This window comes from Nonomuraea sp. NPDC001636 (assembly GCF_040298265.1).
Taxonomy (GTDB): domain Bacteria; phylum Actinomycetota; class Actinomycetes; order Streptosporangiales; family Streptosporangiaceae; genus Nonomuraea.
This window is the reverse complement of sequence record NZ_JBEOZT010000001.1, coordinates 85,602-100,639: the sequence shown is the minus strand read 5'-3', so window position 1 is coordinate 100,639 and position 15,038 is coordinate 85,602. Positions and strand designations below refer to the sequence as shown.

At 72.6% G+C, this 15,038-nt stretch carries 14 protein-coding genes; 3 read left to right on the top strand and 11 right to left on the bottom strand.

The features are described 5' to 3' along the window. The first annotated feature begins 61 nt into the window (after positions 1-61). Positions 62-1,471 carry an FAD-binding oxidoreductase gene (locus ABT158_RS00450; RefSeq protein ID WP_352349327.1) on the top strand — a complete coding sequence of 470 codons (1,410 nt, stop codon included), beginning with the start codon at positions 62-64 and terminating at the stop codon, positions 1,469-1,471. Position 1,472: 1 nt separating this feature from the next. On the opposite strand, the gene ABT158_RS00445 is transcribed toward ABT158_RS00450, so the two are convergent. Continuing rightward, entirely contained in the window at positions 1,473-2,162 is a 690-nt protein-coding gene (locus tag ABT158_RS00445; protein WP_352349325.1) for a L,D-transpeptidase family protein, read from the bottom strand. Between the two features lie 542 nt (positions 2,163-2,704). Between ABT158_RS00445 and ABT158_RS00440 the strand changes: the two genes are divergently transcribed. Then, entirely contained in the window at positions 2,705-3,340 is a 636-nt protein-coding gene (locus ABT158_RS00440) for a GNAT family N-acetyltransferase (protein WP_352349323.1), read from the top strand. 10 nt (positions 3,341-3,350) lie between these two features. Here the strand turns inward: ABT158_RS00440 and ABT158_RS00435 are convergent, their stop codons facing one another. The 3 genes from ABT158_RS00435 to ABT158_RS00425 are packed head-to-tail and all read right to left on the bottom strand — an operon-like array spanning position 3,351 to position 7,154. Continuing rightward, complete coding sequence (locus ABT158_RS00435) at positions 3,351-5,312, bottom strand: acetoacetate--CoA ligase (protein ID WP_352349321.1); 1,962 nt, start codon at positions 5,310-5,312, stop codon at positions 3,351-3,353. A gap of 58 nt (positions 5,313-5,370) precedes the next feature. Continuing rightward, positions 5,371-6,228 carry a serine hydrolase gene (locus ABT158_RS00430; protein WP_352349319.1) on the bottom strand — a complete coding sequence of 286 codons (858 nt, stop codon included), beginning with the start codon at positions 6,226-6,228 and terminating at the stop codon, positions 5,371-5,373. After that, complete coding sequence (locus ABT158_RS00425; protein WP_352349317.1) at positions 6,225-7,154, bottom strand: LysR family transcriptional regulator; 930 nt, start codon at positions 7,152-7,154, stop codon at positions 6,225-6,227. Before ABT158_RS00425 ends, ABT158_RS00430 begins: the two co-directional genes overlap by 4 nt. 86 nt (positions 7,155-7,240) lie before the next feature. Here ABT158_RS00425 and ABT158_RS00420 point away from each other — a divergent pair, with 86 nt between their 5' ends. After that, positions 7,241-8,848, top strand: coding sequence for a penicillin-binding transpeptidase domain-containing protein (locus ABT158_RS00420; RefSeq protein ID WP_352349315.1), 1,608 nt, complete (start codon positions 7,241-7,243; stop codon positions 8,846-8,848). Between the two features lie 19 nt (positions 8,849-8,867). Here the strand turns inward: ABT158_RS00420 and ABT158_RS00415 are convergent, their stop codons facing one another. From ABT158_RS00415 to ABT158_RS00385, 7 genes are all read right to left on the bottom strand, one after another. Further along, the gene (locus ABT158_RS00415) at positions 8,868-9,575 is read right to left on the bottom strand and encodes an HAD family hydrolase (protein WP_352349313.1); all 708 of its coding nucleotides are present in this window, start codon (positions 9,573-9,575) and stop codon (positions 8,868-8,870) included. Between the two features lie 95 nt (positions 9,576-9,670). Continuing rightward, positions 9,671-10,297 (bottom strand): HAD family hydrolase, encoded by a 627-nt coding sequence (locus ABT158_RS00410; protein ID WP_352349311.1) that lies wholly within the window; start codon positions 10,295-10,297, stop codon positions 9,671-9,673. Positions 10,298-10,331: 34 nt separating this feature from the next. Further along, positions 10,332-10,841, bottom strand: a complete 510-nt coding sequence (locus ABT158_RS00405; protein WP_352349309.1) for a DUF6912 family protein — start codon at positions 10,839-10,841, stop codon at positions 10,332-10,334. Between the two features lie 31 nt (positions 10,842-10,872). Next, complete coding sequence (locus tag ABT158_RS00400; RefSeq protein WP_352349307.1) at positions 10,873-11,520, bottom strand: HAD family hydrolase; 648 nt, start codon at positions 11,518-11,520, stop codon at positions 10,873-10,875. 59 nt (positions 11,521-11,579) lie between these two features. After that, positions 11,580-12,884, bottom strand: a complete 1,305-nt coding sequence (gene nagZ / locus ABT158_RS00395; protein WP_352349305.1) for a beta-N-acetylhexosaminidase — start codon at positions 12,882-12,884, stop codon at positions 11,580-11,582. Positions 12,885-12,943: 59 nt separating this feature from the next. Beyond that, on the bottom strand, positions 12,944-14,608 hold the full coding sequence (gene ptsP, locus ABT158_RS00390) for a phosphoenolpyruvate--protein phosphotransferase (RefSeq protein WP_352349303.1): 1,665 nt from the start codon (positions 14,606-14,608) through the stop codon (positions 12,944-12,946). Then, entirely contained in the window at positions 14,605-14,868 is a 264-nt protein-coding gene (locus ABT158_RS00385; protein ID WP_352321677.1) for an HPr family phosphocarrier protein, read from the bottom strand. Before ABT158_RS00385 ends, ptsP begins: the two co-directional genes overlap by 4 nt. Positions 14,869-15,038: the final 170 nt, after the last annotated feature.

Below are 15,038 nucleotides of genomic sequence, written 5' to 3'. Positions count from 1 at the left end.
AACTTGTCCGAAGGGCCAGGCGTCTCATCGATCGGTTCGACACGACCGACGGGGGACGCCCATGGACCGCCGCGACTTTCTCCACCTCACCGCGCTCGCGCCGCTGGCGCTGGCCGCCGACGCGCGGCGGTCGGCGCCGCCCCCGGACTGGGCGCGGCTGCGCGGGCGGCTCGCCGGCACGCTGGTGCTGCCCGGCGACTCCGGGTACGACGCCGCCCGCCGCCTGGTCAACCCGGCCTACGACCGGATCAGGCCGGGCGGGGTGGCCTACTGCGCGAGCCCGGCGGACGTCTCGGCGTGCCTGGCCTTCGCGCGCGCGAGCGGCGTCGCGGTCACCCCACGCTCCGGCGGCCACTCCTACGCGGGCTGGTCCACCGGGACCGGCCTGGTCATCGACGTGTCCCGGATGAACACGGTCGCCTACGCCGCCGGACGGGCCACGATCGGGGCGGGCGCCAAGCTGGTCGACGTCTACGACGGGCTGGCCAGGCACGGCGTGAGCATCCCCGCGGGCTCGTGCCCCACGGTCGGGATCGCCGGGCTGGCGCTGGGCGGCGGCATCGGGGTGGTGTCCAGGAAGTACGGCCTGACCTGCGACACCCTGGAGTCCGTACGCGTGGTCACGGCCGACGGCCGCCTGCTGACGGCGGACGCCACCCACCACTCCGGCCTCTACTGGGCCTGCCGCGGCGGTGGCGGCGGCAACGTCGGCGTCGCGGTCTCCTTCACCTTCCGCACCCACGCCACGCGCGACCTGACCGTGTTCTTCCTGCACTGGCCGTGGTCCAGGGCCGGGGCCGCGGTGCGCGCCTGGCAGTCGTGGGCGCCGTCCGCGCCGGACGAGCTGTGGTCCTCGCTGCACCTGGCGCGCGAGGAACGCGACCTGGACGTGCTCCTCGTCGGCACGTACGAGGGCACGAAGGCGTCGCTGGACCGCCTGCTCGCCCCGCTGGTCGCGCGGGTCGGCGCGCCGTCGTCGAGGTCGGTGCGGACGACGTCGTACCGGGAGGCCATGATGATCATGGCGGGATGCGCGTCACGGTCCGTGGCGCAGTGCCGCCTGCCGCGGCGGGAGGCGTTCGCCGCCAAGTCGCACCTGGCCTACGCCGAGCTCCCCGCCGACGGCGTGCGCCGCCTGGTGGACGGGGTGGCGAGCGGCGGACGGCACGCCGTGCTGCTGGACGCGCTCGGCGGCGCGGTGGGCCGGGTCAGGCCGGCGGCCACGGCGTTCCCGCACCGGGCCGCGCTCTACAGCGTGCAGTACTACGCGAAGGGCACGGACCGGACGTGGCTGCGCCGGCTGCACGGCGAGCTGACCCCGCACTTCGGCGAGCACGCCTACGTGAACTACGTCGACCCCGACCTGACCGGCTGGCGCGGCGCCTACTACGGCCCCAACGCCGCCCGCCTGGCCGAGGTGAAGGCCACCTACGACCCCGACCGGCTGTTCCGCCTGCCGCAAGGCGTCTGACCTACTTCTCCCGCACATAGACCGGCTCGCCGACCTGCACCATGTCGAACAGCCGCTTCGAGGTGGGCAGCGGCAGGCGGACGCAGCCGTGCGAGGCGGGCCGCAGCGGCACCTTCGACGAGCCGTGCATGGCGATGCCCCCGACGAAGTAGAGCGAGTCGTACATCGTGCCGAGCGGGCCCTCGGTCCAGCCCGGCGCGCGGCTGGTGACGTGGAAGTCGCCGGTCGGGGTGATCGCGTTGCCGCAATGACCGTTCTCGCAGTAGTTCACCCGCGCGCCCGTCGAGACGTGCGAGATGAGCGCCGGGCGGCGGTGACGGTAGACGATGAGCAGCTGGTAGCGCAGGTTGATCTCGATCCGGTCCGCCTCGCCGCGCGGCACCAGCGGCTTCATCCGCACCGGACGGTCGAAGGCCCGCCACACCTCCGGCCCGACCGCACCCTGCGGACGCAGGTGCCGGTGCTTCTGGAAGGCCCACACGCCGAACTTGGTCTGCTCGTCGTAGACGCCGTTGAGCCTGCCGTAGTAGTAGCCGTTCCGGTGCAGCCGCTCCTGGAGGCGCCTGACGGTCTCGCCGCGGTCGCCCGGCCGCAGCACGATCTCCCCGCCGGGCACCGCCTTGACCGCCCGGTCCGCCCTTTCCGGCCGGTCCACCCGTTCCGCGCGGTCCACCCCGTCCGTCCGGTCCACTCTGTCTGGCCGGTACGCCCTGTCTTCTATGTCAACCATGTCCGCCGCGTCCGCCGCGTGCGCCCTGTCCGCCTTGTCCGGCGTGTCCGCCACGGCGGGCGTACCGGCCAGGAAGGGAAGCCCACCACACCCGAGAGCGGCGAAAACAACCGCTCTCCGAACCTTTGTGATCATAGGTCAACGCCTACCCAGATCGCCGACAATTCACGACACCGGTAAATCCCGCTAAAAACCGGCATATCGCTTTTATGCGACGGCACGGTCAAACCTTTAGCAAGCATGGACCGAGGCGAGACACGCGCGAAATCAGCGGAACAAGAAAAGGCGGATGCGCCATGGACGCATCCGCCTTTTCTCCAGAGGCCGGGGAGCGAGCTGCGCGTTCACCCGCCCGGCCTCTGTTCACCCCTCCGAACAGCCCCAACCTTAACCAAGGCGACACCCGGAACGCGCACCGTTCCGCAAAACCTTTCCAGGAAAGCTCGGGACCGGGCAAAAAACGAGTCGCGCACGCCGGGGTACGCCTGGAAGTATGCCGGAATATGCGTAACTGGCCGCTCTTTGAGCTCTCCATCACCACGCCGCGGCTCGAACTGCGGCACCCCACGCTCGACGACCTCGACGACCTGGCCGACCGGGCGGCCGAGGGCATCCACGAGGCCGGTTTCATGCCGTTCATGTTCCCGTGGACCGAGGCGGCCCCGGCCGAGCGGGCCCGCCGTACGGTGCAGTACCACTTCCGCAACTGGGCCGGGTTCACCGCCGACGACTGGTCGCTGGAGCTGGTCGTGGTGCACGAGGGCCAGGTCGTCGGCACCCAGGGCGTCATGGCGACCGGCTTTCCCGTCACCCGCGAGGTCAAGACGGGCTCCTGGCTGGGCCGGCGGTTCCAGGGCCGCGGCATCGGCACGGAGATGCGCAGGGCCGTCCTGCACCTCGCCTTCGCCGGCCTCGGCGCGCGGCACGCCGTGACGGAGGCGTTCGAGGACAACCACCCCTCCCTGGCGGTGACCAGGAAGCTCGGCTACCGCGAGGACGGCGTTACCGTTCACGCGCGCAAGGGCGAGCCGGTCGTCACCCGGCGCTTCCGCATGACCCGCGAGGACTGGTCGCCGTCCCCCGACGTCGAGATCCGCAACCTCGACGCCTGCCTGCCGCTGTTCGGGCTGGAGTCCTGAGCCCTCGCCGTCACGGCCTGAAGTGCCGCAGCACCTCCGGGTTGGCCATGGCGTCGGGGTTGGCCGCCTCCTCGACGGGCGTGCCGAGCAGGATCTTGCGCACCGGCACCTCCAGCTTCTTGCCGGACAACGTCCGGGGGATGCCGGGCACGACGCGGATCTCGTTCGGCACGTGCCGGGGCGACAGTTCCTGGCGCAGGGCCGCGCACAGGGCGCGTTCGAGCCCCTCGCCGAGCTCGGCGCCCTCGGCGAGGGTGACGTAGAGCAGCAGGCTGCCCTCCTGGCCGAGCTGCCCGGTGTCGATCACGAGGCTGTCGGCGATCTCGTCGAACCGCTCCACGACCCGGTAGAACTCGCTGGTGCCCATGCGCACGCCGCCGCGGTTGAGCGTCGAGTCGGAGCGGCCGTAGATGACGCAGCTGCCGTCCTCGTTGATCTTGATCCAGTCGCCGTGCCGCCACACGCCCGGGTAGACGTCGAAGTAGCTGTCGAAGTAGCGCCGCCCGTCGGGGTCGTTCCAGAACATCACCGGCATCGAGGGCATCGGCCGGGTCAGCACCAGCTCGCCCACCTCGCCGACCACCGGCTCGCCCTTGGGGTCGTACGACTCCACCTTGGCCCCCAGCGACCGGCACGGGATGATCCCCGCCCTGATCGGGTGGAGCATCGTGGCCCCGACGAACCCCGTGCACACGTCGGTGCCGCCGGAGAACGACCCGATCGGCGTGCCGGGCAGCTCGGCGGCGACCCAGGCGAAGCCCTCGGGCGGCAGCGGCGAGCCGGTCGAGCCGATGCCGCGCAGCCGCTCCAGCCCGTCCGGATGCAGCCCGGCCTTCAGCGAGGCCATGATGTACGGCGCCCCCACCCCGAAGTACGTCACCTTCTCCGAGGCGGCGATCCGCCAGAGCGCGGCGGGCGAGGGATGCGTGGCCGAACCGTCGTAGAGCACCGGCGTGGCCCCCACCAGCAGGGCGCCGACGAGGTAGTTCCACATCATCCAGCCCGTGGTGGTGTACCAGAAGAACACATCGCCCTCGCCCAGGTCCTGGTGGAAGGCGAGCGACTTGAGGTGCTCCAGCAGCACGCCGCCGTGCCCGTGCACGATCGGCTTGGGCAGCCCGGTCGTGCCGCTGGAGTAGAGGATCCACAGCGGATGGCCGAACGGCACCCGCTCGAACTCCAGCGGCCCCGCCTCGGCCCGCAGCGCCTCCCAGCCGATGACCTCGCCGTGCGGCACCGAACGGGTGTGCGCGGCGGCCGGCTCGGCCTGCTGGGGGGCGCGCCCCTCGCCGGCCGCCGACAGGTAGGGGATCCAGACGGTGGCGCGCAGCGTGGGCAGCTCGGCGGCGATCTCGTTCACAGCGTCGGAACGGTCGTAGGTCTTGCCGTTGTAGTGGTAGCCGTCGACCGCGATGAGCACCTTGGGCTCGATCTGCCGGAACCGGTCGACGATGCTCGGCACCCCGAAGTCGGGCGAGCCGGCCGACCAGACGGCGCCGAGCGAGGCCGTGGCGAGGAAGGCGATCAGGGCCTGCGGGATGTTGGGCAGGTAGCCGGCCACGCGGTCGCCCCTGGTGACGCCGAGCCTGGCCAGGCCGGTGCGGACGCGGGCCACCTCGTCGCGCAGCTCGGCGTGGGTCAGCTCCTGGCGGGCGCCGTCCTCGGAGACGAAGACCAGGGCGGTGCCCTCGGTGCGCCGCAACGCGTTCTCGGCGTAGTTGACCTCGGCGCCCGCGAACCACGTCGCGCCCGGCATCTCCCCCGACAACACCGGCCCGTCGCCGCGCTCCCCGACGACGTCGAAGTAGTCCCAGATCGACGTCCAGAACTCCTCAGGACGGTCGACGGACCACTGCCACACCTCCTCGTAGCTCGCGCCGGACCGCCCCAGCCACTCCAGGTAGCGGGTCAGCTTGGCGGCGGACACGACCTCGCCGGTCGGTTCCCAGAGAAGCGCACCTTCAGCAACCATGTGCCCCATCCTGTCGCCCGTCAGGTGGAAAGTCATACCTGACCTCCCCCATAACTTGCTACCTCCGTAGGTGGTCCACCGCCATACGGGCGGCGGTGCCGATCACCGCGTCCGCGCGCGGCTGGATGACCGCCGTGCTGAACGAGCGGGTGAACACCGCCACCGCGTACCGGCCGCCGTCGGGGTACTCGACCACGCCGACCTCGGTGCGCAGCGTCGGCAGCGACCCGGTCTTGCCGCCCACCTCGACGTCGTCGTACGGGAAGCCCGAGGCCAGCCGGTGGGGCCACACCTGCATGTTGAGCACGCCGCGCATCCAGGAGCACGACTGCGGCGAGGCGGCCTCGTCCCGCCAGATCATGGAGAGCAGGCGGGTCATCTCGCGCGGGGTGCTGCGGTTGGTGTGCGCGGGGTCGAGCGCCCGCATGCGGGAGATGTCGTCGGGATCCAGGTACGGCCACCCGTGGCCGGTGTCCAGCTCCATGGTCTCGTACAGGTCGCGGCCGCTCTGCCGCATCCGGGTGCCGTCGAGGCCGAAGGCGTCCAGCATGGCGTTGACGTTGTCCATGCCCACCCGGTCGAGCAGCACGTCGGCGGAGGTGTTGTCGCTCACCGCCATCATCAGGTACGCCAGGTCGCGCAGCGACATCGTCACGTCGTCGAGCATGGCCGACAGGCCCGTGGGCCCCGAGACCCGCTGGCCGGACGTCACGGTCGTCGGGGCCGTCGCGTCCAGCCGCCCGGCGTCGGCCTGCCGGCAGAACTCGACCAGCAGCGGCAGCTTGTACACCGACGCCAGGGGCATCGGCTCGTCGGCGCCGTGGCCGGACTCCCGTCCGGAGTCGATGTCGCGGGCGTGCAGCCAGCCCGTCACCCCGGCCAGCCGGAACAGCGCCGCGTAGTCGGGATCGCTCATGCCACCATCCCCGGCCTCCGGCTGATCCGCCGCGCGGGCGCGGCGCCCTCGTCGGTCATCCCGGCGCTCTCCTTCAACGTGCGTACGGCGACGTCCGAGAACCCGGCGACCCAGTCCTGCTTCGGGCCCGTCGCCGCGCGCCAGGCCGTGGAGACCCGGCACGCGATCGGCGAGCCTAGCAGCGGCCGCCAGGCCAGCCCAGGGACGTCCGCCCCGGGCCCGAACGCCACCGCCTGACCGGCGAGCACCAGGCCGAGCCCGGCGCCCTGGTGCACCTGGCCGGGCACGTACCCGTGCCGGCGGCACTCGGCCAGCGTCTCGGCGTGCCAGCCCGGCTCGCCCTCCTTGGGCGGCATCAGCAGCTCGCGCCCGGCCAGATCGGTCAGGTGCACCTCGCCGGCCGCGGCCAGCGGGTCGTCCTCAGCCAGCAGCACGCCCAGGGGCTGGACGAGCACCTGGCCGAAGTCCAGGCCGGGGGCGGCGACCGGATGGCGGACGAGCCCGACGTCGATCGTGCCCCCGGCCAGGGCGGACACCTGGTCGGCCGTCCAGTTCTCGACGGGGACGAGCCGTACGTCCGGATTGACCGCGCGGAAGCCCGCGACCAGGGCGGCGATCACGGAGGCGGCCAGGTCGGGCGGCACCCCGATCTTGAGCACGCCGCCGTCGCCGTGGCGGGCCAGCTCGCGCAGCCGCTCGACCCGGGCGACGATCTCGCGGGACTCGCCGAGCAGCAGCCGGCCGGCCTCGGTCAGGCGTACCTGCCGGGCGGAGCGGTCGAAGAGCTGCACGCCGAGCTCCTCCTCCAGACGTTTGATGCGCTGGCTGAGCGGCGGCTGCGCCATGCCGAGGCGGATCGCGGCGTTCCCGAAGTGCAGTTCCTCCGCCACGACGACGAAGTAGCGGAGATGCCGGACCAAGTCCATGACCAGCCACTATATCCAGATTTATATCCATAAGACCGTCATATCAATATTGGACGGGACTCTTCCGGCTCTGGTGTTCTCGGGCCATGGCATCACAAACGGGGACACTGTACGGGCGCGCCCGGCCGGAGGGACCACGTCGCGGACGGCGGCGCAGGTGGCCGCTGGTCCTGGCCGTCCTTGTCGTGCTGATCGTGGCGGCGGGGGCCGCGGTCTGGCTGTTGCGCACGAAGGGCTCACCCGAGCAGACGACCGACGAATACCTCGCGGCCTGGTCCGTCCAGGATTATGCGAAGATGCGCGGGCTCGTCGCCGACCCGCCCGCCGACTTCGAGTCCTGGCACCGGCGGTTCCGCTCCGACCTCAAGATCGACCAGGCCGCCTTCGCCCGCTACCGCTCGACCGGTCCCTTCGCCGACAACGGCCCGGACGACGACGGCTACCTGGACTTCATCGTCAGGCTGACCGGCCCCCGGGACTGGACGTACGGCAGCCGGCTCAAGCTGGTCGAGCGGGACGGCGCCTGGAAGGTCGCCTGGACCCCCGCGACCATCCACCCCAAGCTCAGGAAGGGCCTCTCGCTGCGCCTGGTCGCCCAGAAGCGCGACTCCACCCGCGTGCTGGCCGCCGACGGCACCGAGATCGGCGGCGCGGACGCCCCCGGCTCGGTGCAGCAGCTGGTCGAGGGCATCAAGCAGACCTACCCCGACCGCTTCGACCTGGGCGGCGACTCGATCATCGGCCTCTACCAGGGCGACGAGCTGGTCGAGACGCTGGCCAAGCCGGGCGGCACCAAGCCGTTCAGCACCACGATCGACCTGAAGGTGCACGCGGCGGGGGCCGCGGCGCTGGAAGGCGTCACCAAGCCGGCCTCGCTGGTGGCGCTGCGCGCCTCGACCGCCGAGATCCTGGCCGTGGTCAACAAGCCCGGCGGCTTCAACCGGGCGCTGCTCGGCAAGTACCCGCCCGGCTCGACGTTCAAGGTCGTGACGGCCTCGGCGCTGGTCGCGGACGGGGTCGAGCCCGGCAGGACGGTCACCTGCCCGGCCGAGAAGAACATCGGCGGCTTCCCCTTCCACAACGCCGGCTTCAAGGACTACGGCACGCTCTCCTTCAAGGACGCCTTCGCGCACTCGTGCAACACGACGTTCGGCGAGATGAGCGTGGCCGAGCTGAACGGCGGCAGGCTGGCCGAGGTGGCCAGGAGCTTCGGCTTCGGCGTCCCGATCAAGCCGGGCGTGCCGGCCGTGCGGGCCGAGTTCCCCGACCCCAAGGACGACACCGACCTCGCCTCGGCCTCCATCGGCCAGGGCCGGGTGCTGGCCAGCCCGCTCAACATGGCCTCCGTCGCCGCCGCCATCGCCTCGGGCGCCTGGATCCCGCCGCGGATCGTGTCCAAGGAGATGGCCTCCGACGACCGTCCGCGCCCGCTGGAGCGGGGCGTGGTGTCGGCCCTGCGCAAGCTCATGCCCGCCGTCGTCACGGACGGCACCGCCAAGGGCGCGCACTTCCCGGCGGGCACCGCGGGCAAGACCGGGACGGCCGAGTACGGCTCGGGCAAGGAGCCGCCCGCGCACTCGTGGTTCATCGGCTACAAGGGGGACCTGGCGTTCGCGGTGATCGTGGAGGGCGGCGGCGCCGGCTCGGCCGTGGCGGCCCCCGTCGCCGCCCGCTTCCTCGCCGCCCTGCCCTGACGCGCCGCACAGAGGCGCGTCAGCCGGCCTTGCGGTCCAGCGGGGAGGTCAGGCCGGCCACCGCGGCCACCACCTCCGAGGCGTCCGACAGGTCGGGCAGCACCAGGTCGGCGCCCGCCTCGCGCAGCTCGGCGGCCGTCGACCGCCCCGAGGCGACCCCGATCACGGCGGCCCCGCCGATCCTGGCGGCCTGCACGTCGCGCGTGGAGTCGCCGATCACCACCGTGTTGGCCGCCGTGAACGGCGTGCCCAGCCGCTGCTTGGCCCTCCCCTGCGCGACCTGCAGCAGCGTCGCCTTGGGGTAGACCTCCTCGCCGTAGCCGCCGAGCTCGAAGTCGACGTACCTGTCCAGCCCGAACGCCTTGAGCTTGTGCACGGCGTTGCCTTTGATCGTGCCGGTCAGCACCGTCTGCACGACGCCGTCGAGCCGGGCCACCGACTTCAGCGCGTCCTTGGCCCCCGGCATCATCCGGCCCTCCTTGGCCAGCCGGCCGCGCCGGTCGGCGAAGGCGAGGGCGAGCGCGGCCAGGAACCTGGGCAGGTGGTCGTCCTCGGCCGCGATGCCGTTGACGGCCAGCGTCTCGAAGACGATCTCGGAGTCGGGACGGCCGAGCGGCGGCACGAGCTTGACCAGCGGCCGGCCGGTCACGGCGCGGAACGCCTCGGCGTAGGCGTCCCGGGTCACGATGGCGACGTCGACCAGGGTGAGATCGACGTTCCAGAGCACAAGGCGGTTGATGGCGACCTCCTGAGGGGTTCCCGGCAAGGGTACGGCCCCGGCCCGGCCGGGGGCTGCCCCCCGGCGGATCCGGCATATCCCCCTCAGGCGTACTGAAGCGCCTGGGCGAGCGTGTCCACCACGGGCAGGCCGGTGCCCTCCAGCTCGGCCCGCGTGGTCATGCCGCCGGTGTAGAGCACCGCCCGCGCCCCCACGTGCCGCGCGGCGAGCCCGTCGTCGACGCTGTCGCCGATCACCAGGACCTCGCCGGGGTCGAGGTCGAGGGCCTGGATGTGGGCCGTCATGTGCACGGCCTTCTCGCCGCCCGTGGTGCCGACCAGCCCGTCGATCCGGGTGAAGTGCCGGGTGATGCCGAAGGACTCGACGATCGGCACGAGATGGGCGTGGGGGGCCATCGAGCACAGCGACTGGGTGCCGGCCCAGCCGGCGAGCACCACCTCGGCGTCGGGGGCCAGCCCGCAGGCGGCGCTGAGCCTGAAGTAGTGCTCGTGGAACCCGTCGTCCAGCAGCTCCCACTCCCCCTCGGCCAGCGGCCTGCCGAGCAGCCGCTCGTAGGCGACCCAGATGGGGCGGGTGTAGACCGCGCGGAACCCGTCGGCGGTCAGCTCAGGCAGCGCGTACGGCTTGAACAGGGCGTTGGTGGCGCCGACGACGGCCTCGACGTCGTGGAAGAGCGTCCCGTTCCAATCCCAGATGATGTGTTTTGTCATGTCCCAGCAAGCTTATTCGACAAGGGTGACGATCCTATGAACCCAGCAGGTCCGGGATCTCCTGGGTGGCGTACCACATCAGCTCGTGGGCCTCGGCGCCGTCGACCGTGAAGCGGGCGTCGTCGTCGCCGTCGTCGGCGGCGGGCAGCGCCTCGACGGCGGCCTCGACGTCGCCGACGGCGTCGTGGTCGTCGACGTGCACCGCGGCCACCTTGGCCATCGGGACGGCCGCGGCCAGGCGCACGCGGGCCCGCTCCTCCAGGTCGACGCCGGCCGAGACCGAGCCGTCGGGCACCTCGGCGGCGACCACCACCCGCCGGTGCGCGGCGGGCACGCCGTCGGCGCGGTCGGCGGCCAGCATGCGCAGCGAGGCGCGGGCCGCCTCGGTCAGCGCGACGTACTCCAGTTCCTCGGTGTCGCCCGAGGCGTACCACTCGGTCAGCGCGGGGGTCACCGCGTAACCGGTCAGGGGGGCCGGACCCAGCTCCCCCGCCTCGACCGCGCGGGCGAGGGCGGGGAGGGTGCACGGCAGATAGACGCGCATCACGAACCTTTCCGAAATCGCAAGGGCACCATCATGCCCGTCGCAGCGTGAGCCGGAGTACGGTCTCCAGCTCTGTGAGGGTCGTGTCGGCGTCGCGGTGGTGGATGCCGGTGATGCCGAGCGCGCGGGCGGCCAGGATGTTGGCCTCGATGTCGTCGATGAAGACGCACTGCTCGCCGGGCAGTCCGACCTGGTCGAGGGCGTGCCGGAAGATGCGTTCCTCGGGCTTGCGCATGCCGACCTCGCCGGAGATCACGACCGCGTCGAAGAGGCCGTCCCATTCGTGGCGGGGGTAGCTGTTCGACCAGGAGTTAGACAACAAACACGTCTTAACACCATTTTTCCGTACGTCGCGGAGCATGTCGTACATGGCGTCAACCCGTTCGAAGCCCGCGAACATGCGCTCCAGCAGCCCCTCGGCCACCGGCGGCACGCCGTCCACGGTGAGCAGCCGCGCGGCCAGGTCGCGCTCGAAGGCCGGGCCGTCGAGCTCGCCGCGTTCGAGCGCGTGCACGACGTTCTGCCCCTCGCCGCCCCGGTAGGCGTGGTCGACCAGCTCGCGCATCACCGAACGGTAGTGCTCGGCGTCGATCCGGTCGGCCGCGAGCCACCGGGCGATGGAGTCCGTCAGGCTGGTCGTGAGCACGCCACCCCAGTCGATGAGCACCCCTGCGACCACGACCGCCTCCTCGCGCGAATCCGGTTCTAGGATAGAACCCCGCGAATCGGTCTTCGCGCCTACCCCGCGGCCCGCACCTTGGCGGCCAGCCTGCGGTGCTCGGGCGAGCGCAGCACGCCGGCCGCCTGCTGCGCCGACGCGACGGGCGCCGCCGACAGCAGGCCCCTCTTCTGCTTGAGCCTGAGCAGCCGGACCACCGACTGGTCGAGCCGGTCCTCGGAGACGCGCCCCGCCTTCACCGCCGCCAGCACCGCCTGGTACGCCTTGCCCAGGTCGTACGGCATGAGCAGCAGGTCGGCCCCGGCCAGCACGGCGCGCACCGCCACCTCGCCGTCGCCGTACTTCTTGCGCACGCCCTCCATGTTGAGCGCGTCGGTGGAGATCACGCCCTTGAAGCCGAGCTTCTGCCGTAGCAGACCGGTCAGGATGGGCTTGGACAACGTCGCCGGGTCGCCCGACGGGTCGAGCTTGGGGAAGACGATGTGGGCGCTCATCACGGCGTCGACCCCGGCGCCGACGGCGGCCCTGAACGGCGGCGCGTCGATCCTCTCCCACTGGGCCATGGTGTGCTTGATCACCGGCAGGCCGGTGTGGCTGTCGACGGACGTGTCGCCGTGGCCCGGGAAGTGTTTGGCCGTGGCCGCCACCTTGGCGTCGCCGAAGCCCTTGACCGCCGCCGCGACCATCTTCGCCACCGCGGACGGGTCGTCGCCGTAGGCCCGCCTGCCGATGACCGGGTTCCGCGGGTTGACGTTGACGTCGGCGACGGGCGCGAAGTCGAGGTTGACCCCGAGCGCCCGCAGCTCCTCGCCGGTCGCCCTGGCCACGGCCCTGGAGTTCGCCGGGTCCTTCGTGGCGCCGATCTCGGCCGCGCCCGGGAAGTCGGTCATCAGCGCGGACATGCGGGAGACCAGGCCGTTCTCCTGGTCGGTGCCGACCAGCAGCGGGACCTTCTTCGACGCCTCCTGCAGACCGTTGGTGAGCTGGACGACCTGGGCCGTGGACTTGACGTTCGCCGGGAAGAGGATCACGCCGCCCAGGTGGTAGCGGGCGATCACCTTGGCCGGGGTCTGGACGCCGTAGCGGGCCTGGTTCTCGCCGGAGACGGTGTCGGCGGCGGTGCCGTAAAGGACGGGCATGAACAGCTGGCCGACCTTCTCCTCCAGCGTCATCCGCCGCAGCGCCCGCAGCACCGGGTCGGACGCGGCCTGGGGCGGGCTCTGCGGGGTCGTGCTGCCCGCGGGGGTGGCGGCGGGGGTGGCCCCGTCGCCCGCCGGGGCCGCGCTCGCCGGGGCGCCACCGCCGCCGCCGCACGCGGTCAGCGCCAACACCAGGAGCCCTGCCGGGCCGATCCGTCTGAACATGCCTTCCAAGGTATCCATGCCGCGGCCCGCACGAGTCCGGCGACCCGAAAACGGCCCGTTCACAACCCCAGCGCCGCGAGCCCCGGCAGGTGGGTGCGCGCGACCGCGCGCGCGTTCGCCGCCGTGACCTGGGCCCGCGCGTTGCGCGCCGCCAGCCTGCACTGCTCCAGCGTGTGCGCGGCCAGCGCCGCCCGTACGGCCCCCAGCGCCCCCGCCCCCATCGACAGCGTGGTCGCCCCCAGCCCGACCAGCACGCACGCCAGAGCCGGATCGGCGGCCGCCTCACCGCAGATGCCCACCGGCTTGCCGTGGCCGCAGGACATGGCGATCAGGTCGAGCAGCGCCGGCTGCCACGGGTCCTGGAGCCCGCTCACCGTGCCGAGCTGGCGGTCGGCGGCGAAGGCGTACTGGGCCAGGTCGTTGGTGCCGAGCGAGACGAAGTCCACCACCCCGGCCAGCTGCCCGGCCCGCAGCGCCGCCGACGGGATCTCGATCATGACGCCCACCTTGGCCAACCCGCGCGCCCGGCAGGCGTCGGCGAACCATCTGGCCTCCTCGGCCGTGGCCACCATGGGCGCCATCACCAGCAGCTCGGCCGGCGCGTCCTCGGCCGCCGCCGCCAGCGCGCGCAACTGCGCGTCCATCACCTCGGGAAAGCGCCGGAACAGGCGCAGCCCGCGCTCCCCCAGCGCCGGGTTCGGCTCGGCGGGGGCGGGCAGGAACCGCAGCGGCTTGTCGGCGCCCGCGTCGAGCGTGCGCACGACCACGGTGGCGCCGGGCACGGCCTCCAGCGCCGCCCGGTAGGCACGCTGCTGCTCCTCGACGGCGGGGGCCTCGGCCCGGTCGAGGAAGAGGAACTCGGTCCGGTAGAGCCCGACGCCCTCCGCCCCCGCGGCCAGCGCCTCCGCCAGCTCGGCGGGACCGGCGACGTTGGCCAGCAGCGGCACCGCGTGCCCGTCGGCGGTCCGGCCCGGCCCCTTGGCCGCGCCGATCGCCGCCTGCTTCGCCGCCGCCGCGTCCCGCGCCCCGGCCACGTGGTCGTCGGACGGCTCCAGGCTCACCTCGCCCGTCGTGCCGTCCACCAGGACCGGGACGCCGGCGGGGATGCCGGTCGCCCCCGGGCAGGCGACCACGGCGGGCACGCCCATCGCCCGGGCCATGATCGCGGTGTGGCTCGTGGGCCCGCCCTGCTCGGTGACGAACCCGGCCACGTCCCGCCGGGACAGCAGGGCCGTGTCGGCGGGCGCCAGGTCGGTCGCGACCAGCACGTACGGCACCTCGGGGGCGGCCGGCAGCCCCGGCATCGGGTGCCCGGTCAGCTGGGCGATCACCCGGTCCCTGATGTCGTCGAGGTCGGCGGCCCGCTCGCCCAGGTAGCCGCCGGCCCCGCTGAGCACGTCCCGGTACTTCGTGAACGCCTCGAAGACCGCCCGGGGAGCGGCGAGGCCCCGGTCGATGAGGGTCCTGACCTTCACCACCAGACCGGGGTCCTCGGCCATCAGCGCCTGGGCCTTGAGGATCTCCCCGGCCTCGCCGCCCGCCTGGTTGCCGCGGGCCTCAAGCTCGCCCGCGACCTGGGAGAGCGCGGCCGCGGCCCGCTCCTTCTCCTGCTCCGCCTCACCGGTGTAGGTGCTGCCCTCGGGGGGTTCGGGCACAGAGGCGGTCAGAACGTACGCGGGGCCGTGCCCGATTCCCGGGCTGACCCCAACCCCCCGCAGGTTCATGGCGCTCCGGCGATCGTGGCCAGTTCGTCCAGGATCTCCTCGGAGCCGTCGCCCTCCGCCGTGATCACGACGGTCTCGCCCTGCCGGACGTCGAGCGCCATGATGGCGAGGATGCTCTTGCCGTTGACCGGGGCCCCGCCGCCGCTGGCCTTGGCGACGCTGATGTCCATCGGGGCCAGCTGGGCCCGTTTCACGAACGTCGCCGCGGGACGGGCGTGCAGACCCACCTCCGCCGCGACCGTGACCTTGCGCTCACCCATGAGCCTCTCCTTCTGTACCCGGTCCAGACCAGCTGGACCCTTGCGTGAATGGCGGCCGGCCGCTCGCGGTCGGGGCGGGCGCCGGCGTGGCTGGGGGCACGCCTATTGTGACGTCTTCTGCCGGTACGGCCGTGCCGCCGAGGCGTCGCACGCCGGTCTCGGGGACCGCG

Bases quoted from the DNA above. Each gene is read 5' to 3' on its own strand.
- ABT158_RS00385 (WP_352321677.1), bottom strand. From the start codon at position 14,868: ATGGGTGAGCGCAAGGTCACGGTCGCGGCGGAGGTGGGTCTGCACGCC.
- nagZ (WP_352349305.1), bottom strand. From the start codon at position 12,884: ATGTTCAGACGGATCGGCCCGGCAGGGCTCCTGGTGTTGGCGCTGACC.
- ABT158_RS00425 (WP_352349317.1), bottom strand. From the start codon at position 7,154: ATGGACTTGGTCCGGCATCTCCGCTACTTCGTCGTCGTGGCGGAGGAA.
- ABT158_RS00450 (WP_352349327.1), top strand. From the start codon at position 62: ATGGACCGCCGCGACTTTCTCCACCTCACCGCGCTCGCGCCGCTGGCG.
- ABT158_RS00420 (WP_352349315.1), top strand. From the start codon at position 7,241: ATGGCATCACAAACGGGGACACTGTACGGGCGCGCCCGGCCGGAGGGA.
- ABT158_RS00435 (WP_352349321.1), bottom strand. From the start codon at position 5,312: ATGGTTGCTGAAGGTGCGCTTCTCTGGGAACCGACCGGCGAGGTCGTG.
- ABT158_RS00405 (WP_352349309.1), bottom strand. From the start codon at position 10,841: ATGCGCGTCTATCTGCCGTGCACCCTCCCCGCCCTCGCCCGCGCGGTC.
- ABT158_RS00410 (WP_352349311.1), bottom strand. From the start codon at position 10,297: ATGACAAAACACATCATCTGGGATTGGAACGGGACGCTCTTCCACGAC.
- ptsP (WP_352349303.1), bottom strand. From the start codon at position 14,608: ATGAACCTGCGGGGGGTTGGGGTCAGCCCGGGAATCGGGCACGGCCCC.
- ABT158_RS00430 (WP_352349319.1), bottom strand. From the start codon at position 6,228: ATGAGCGATCCCGACTACGCGGCGCTGTTCCGGCTGGCCGGGGTGACG.
- ABT158_RS00440 (WP_352349323.1), top strand. From the start codon at position 2,705: ATGCGTAACTGGCCGCTCTTTGAGCTCTCCATCACCACGCCGCGGCTC.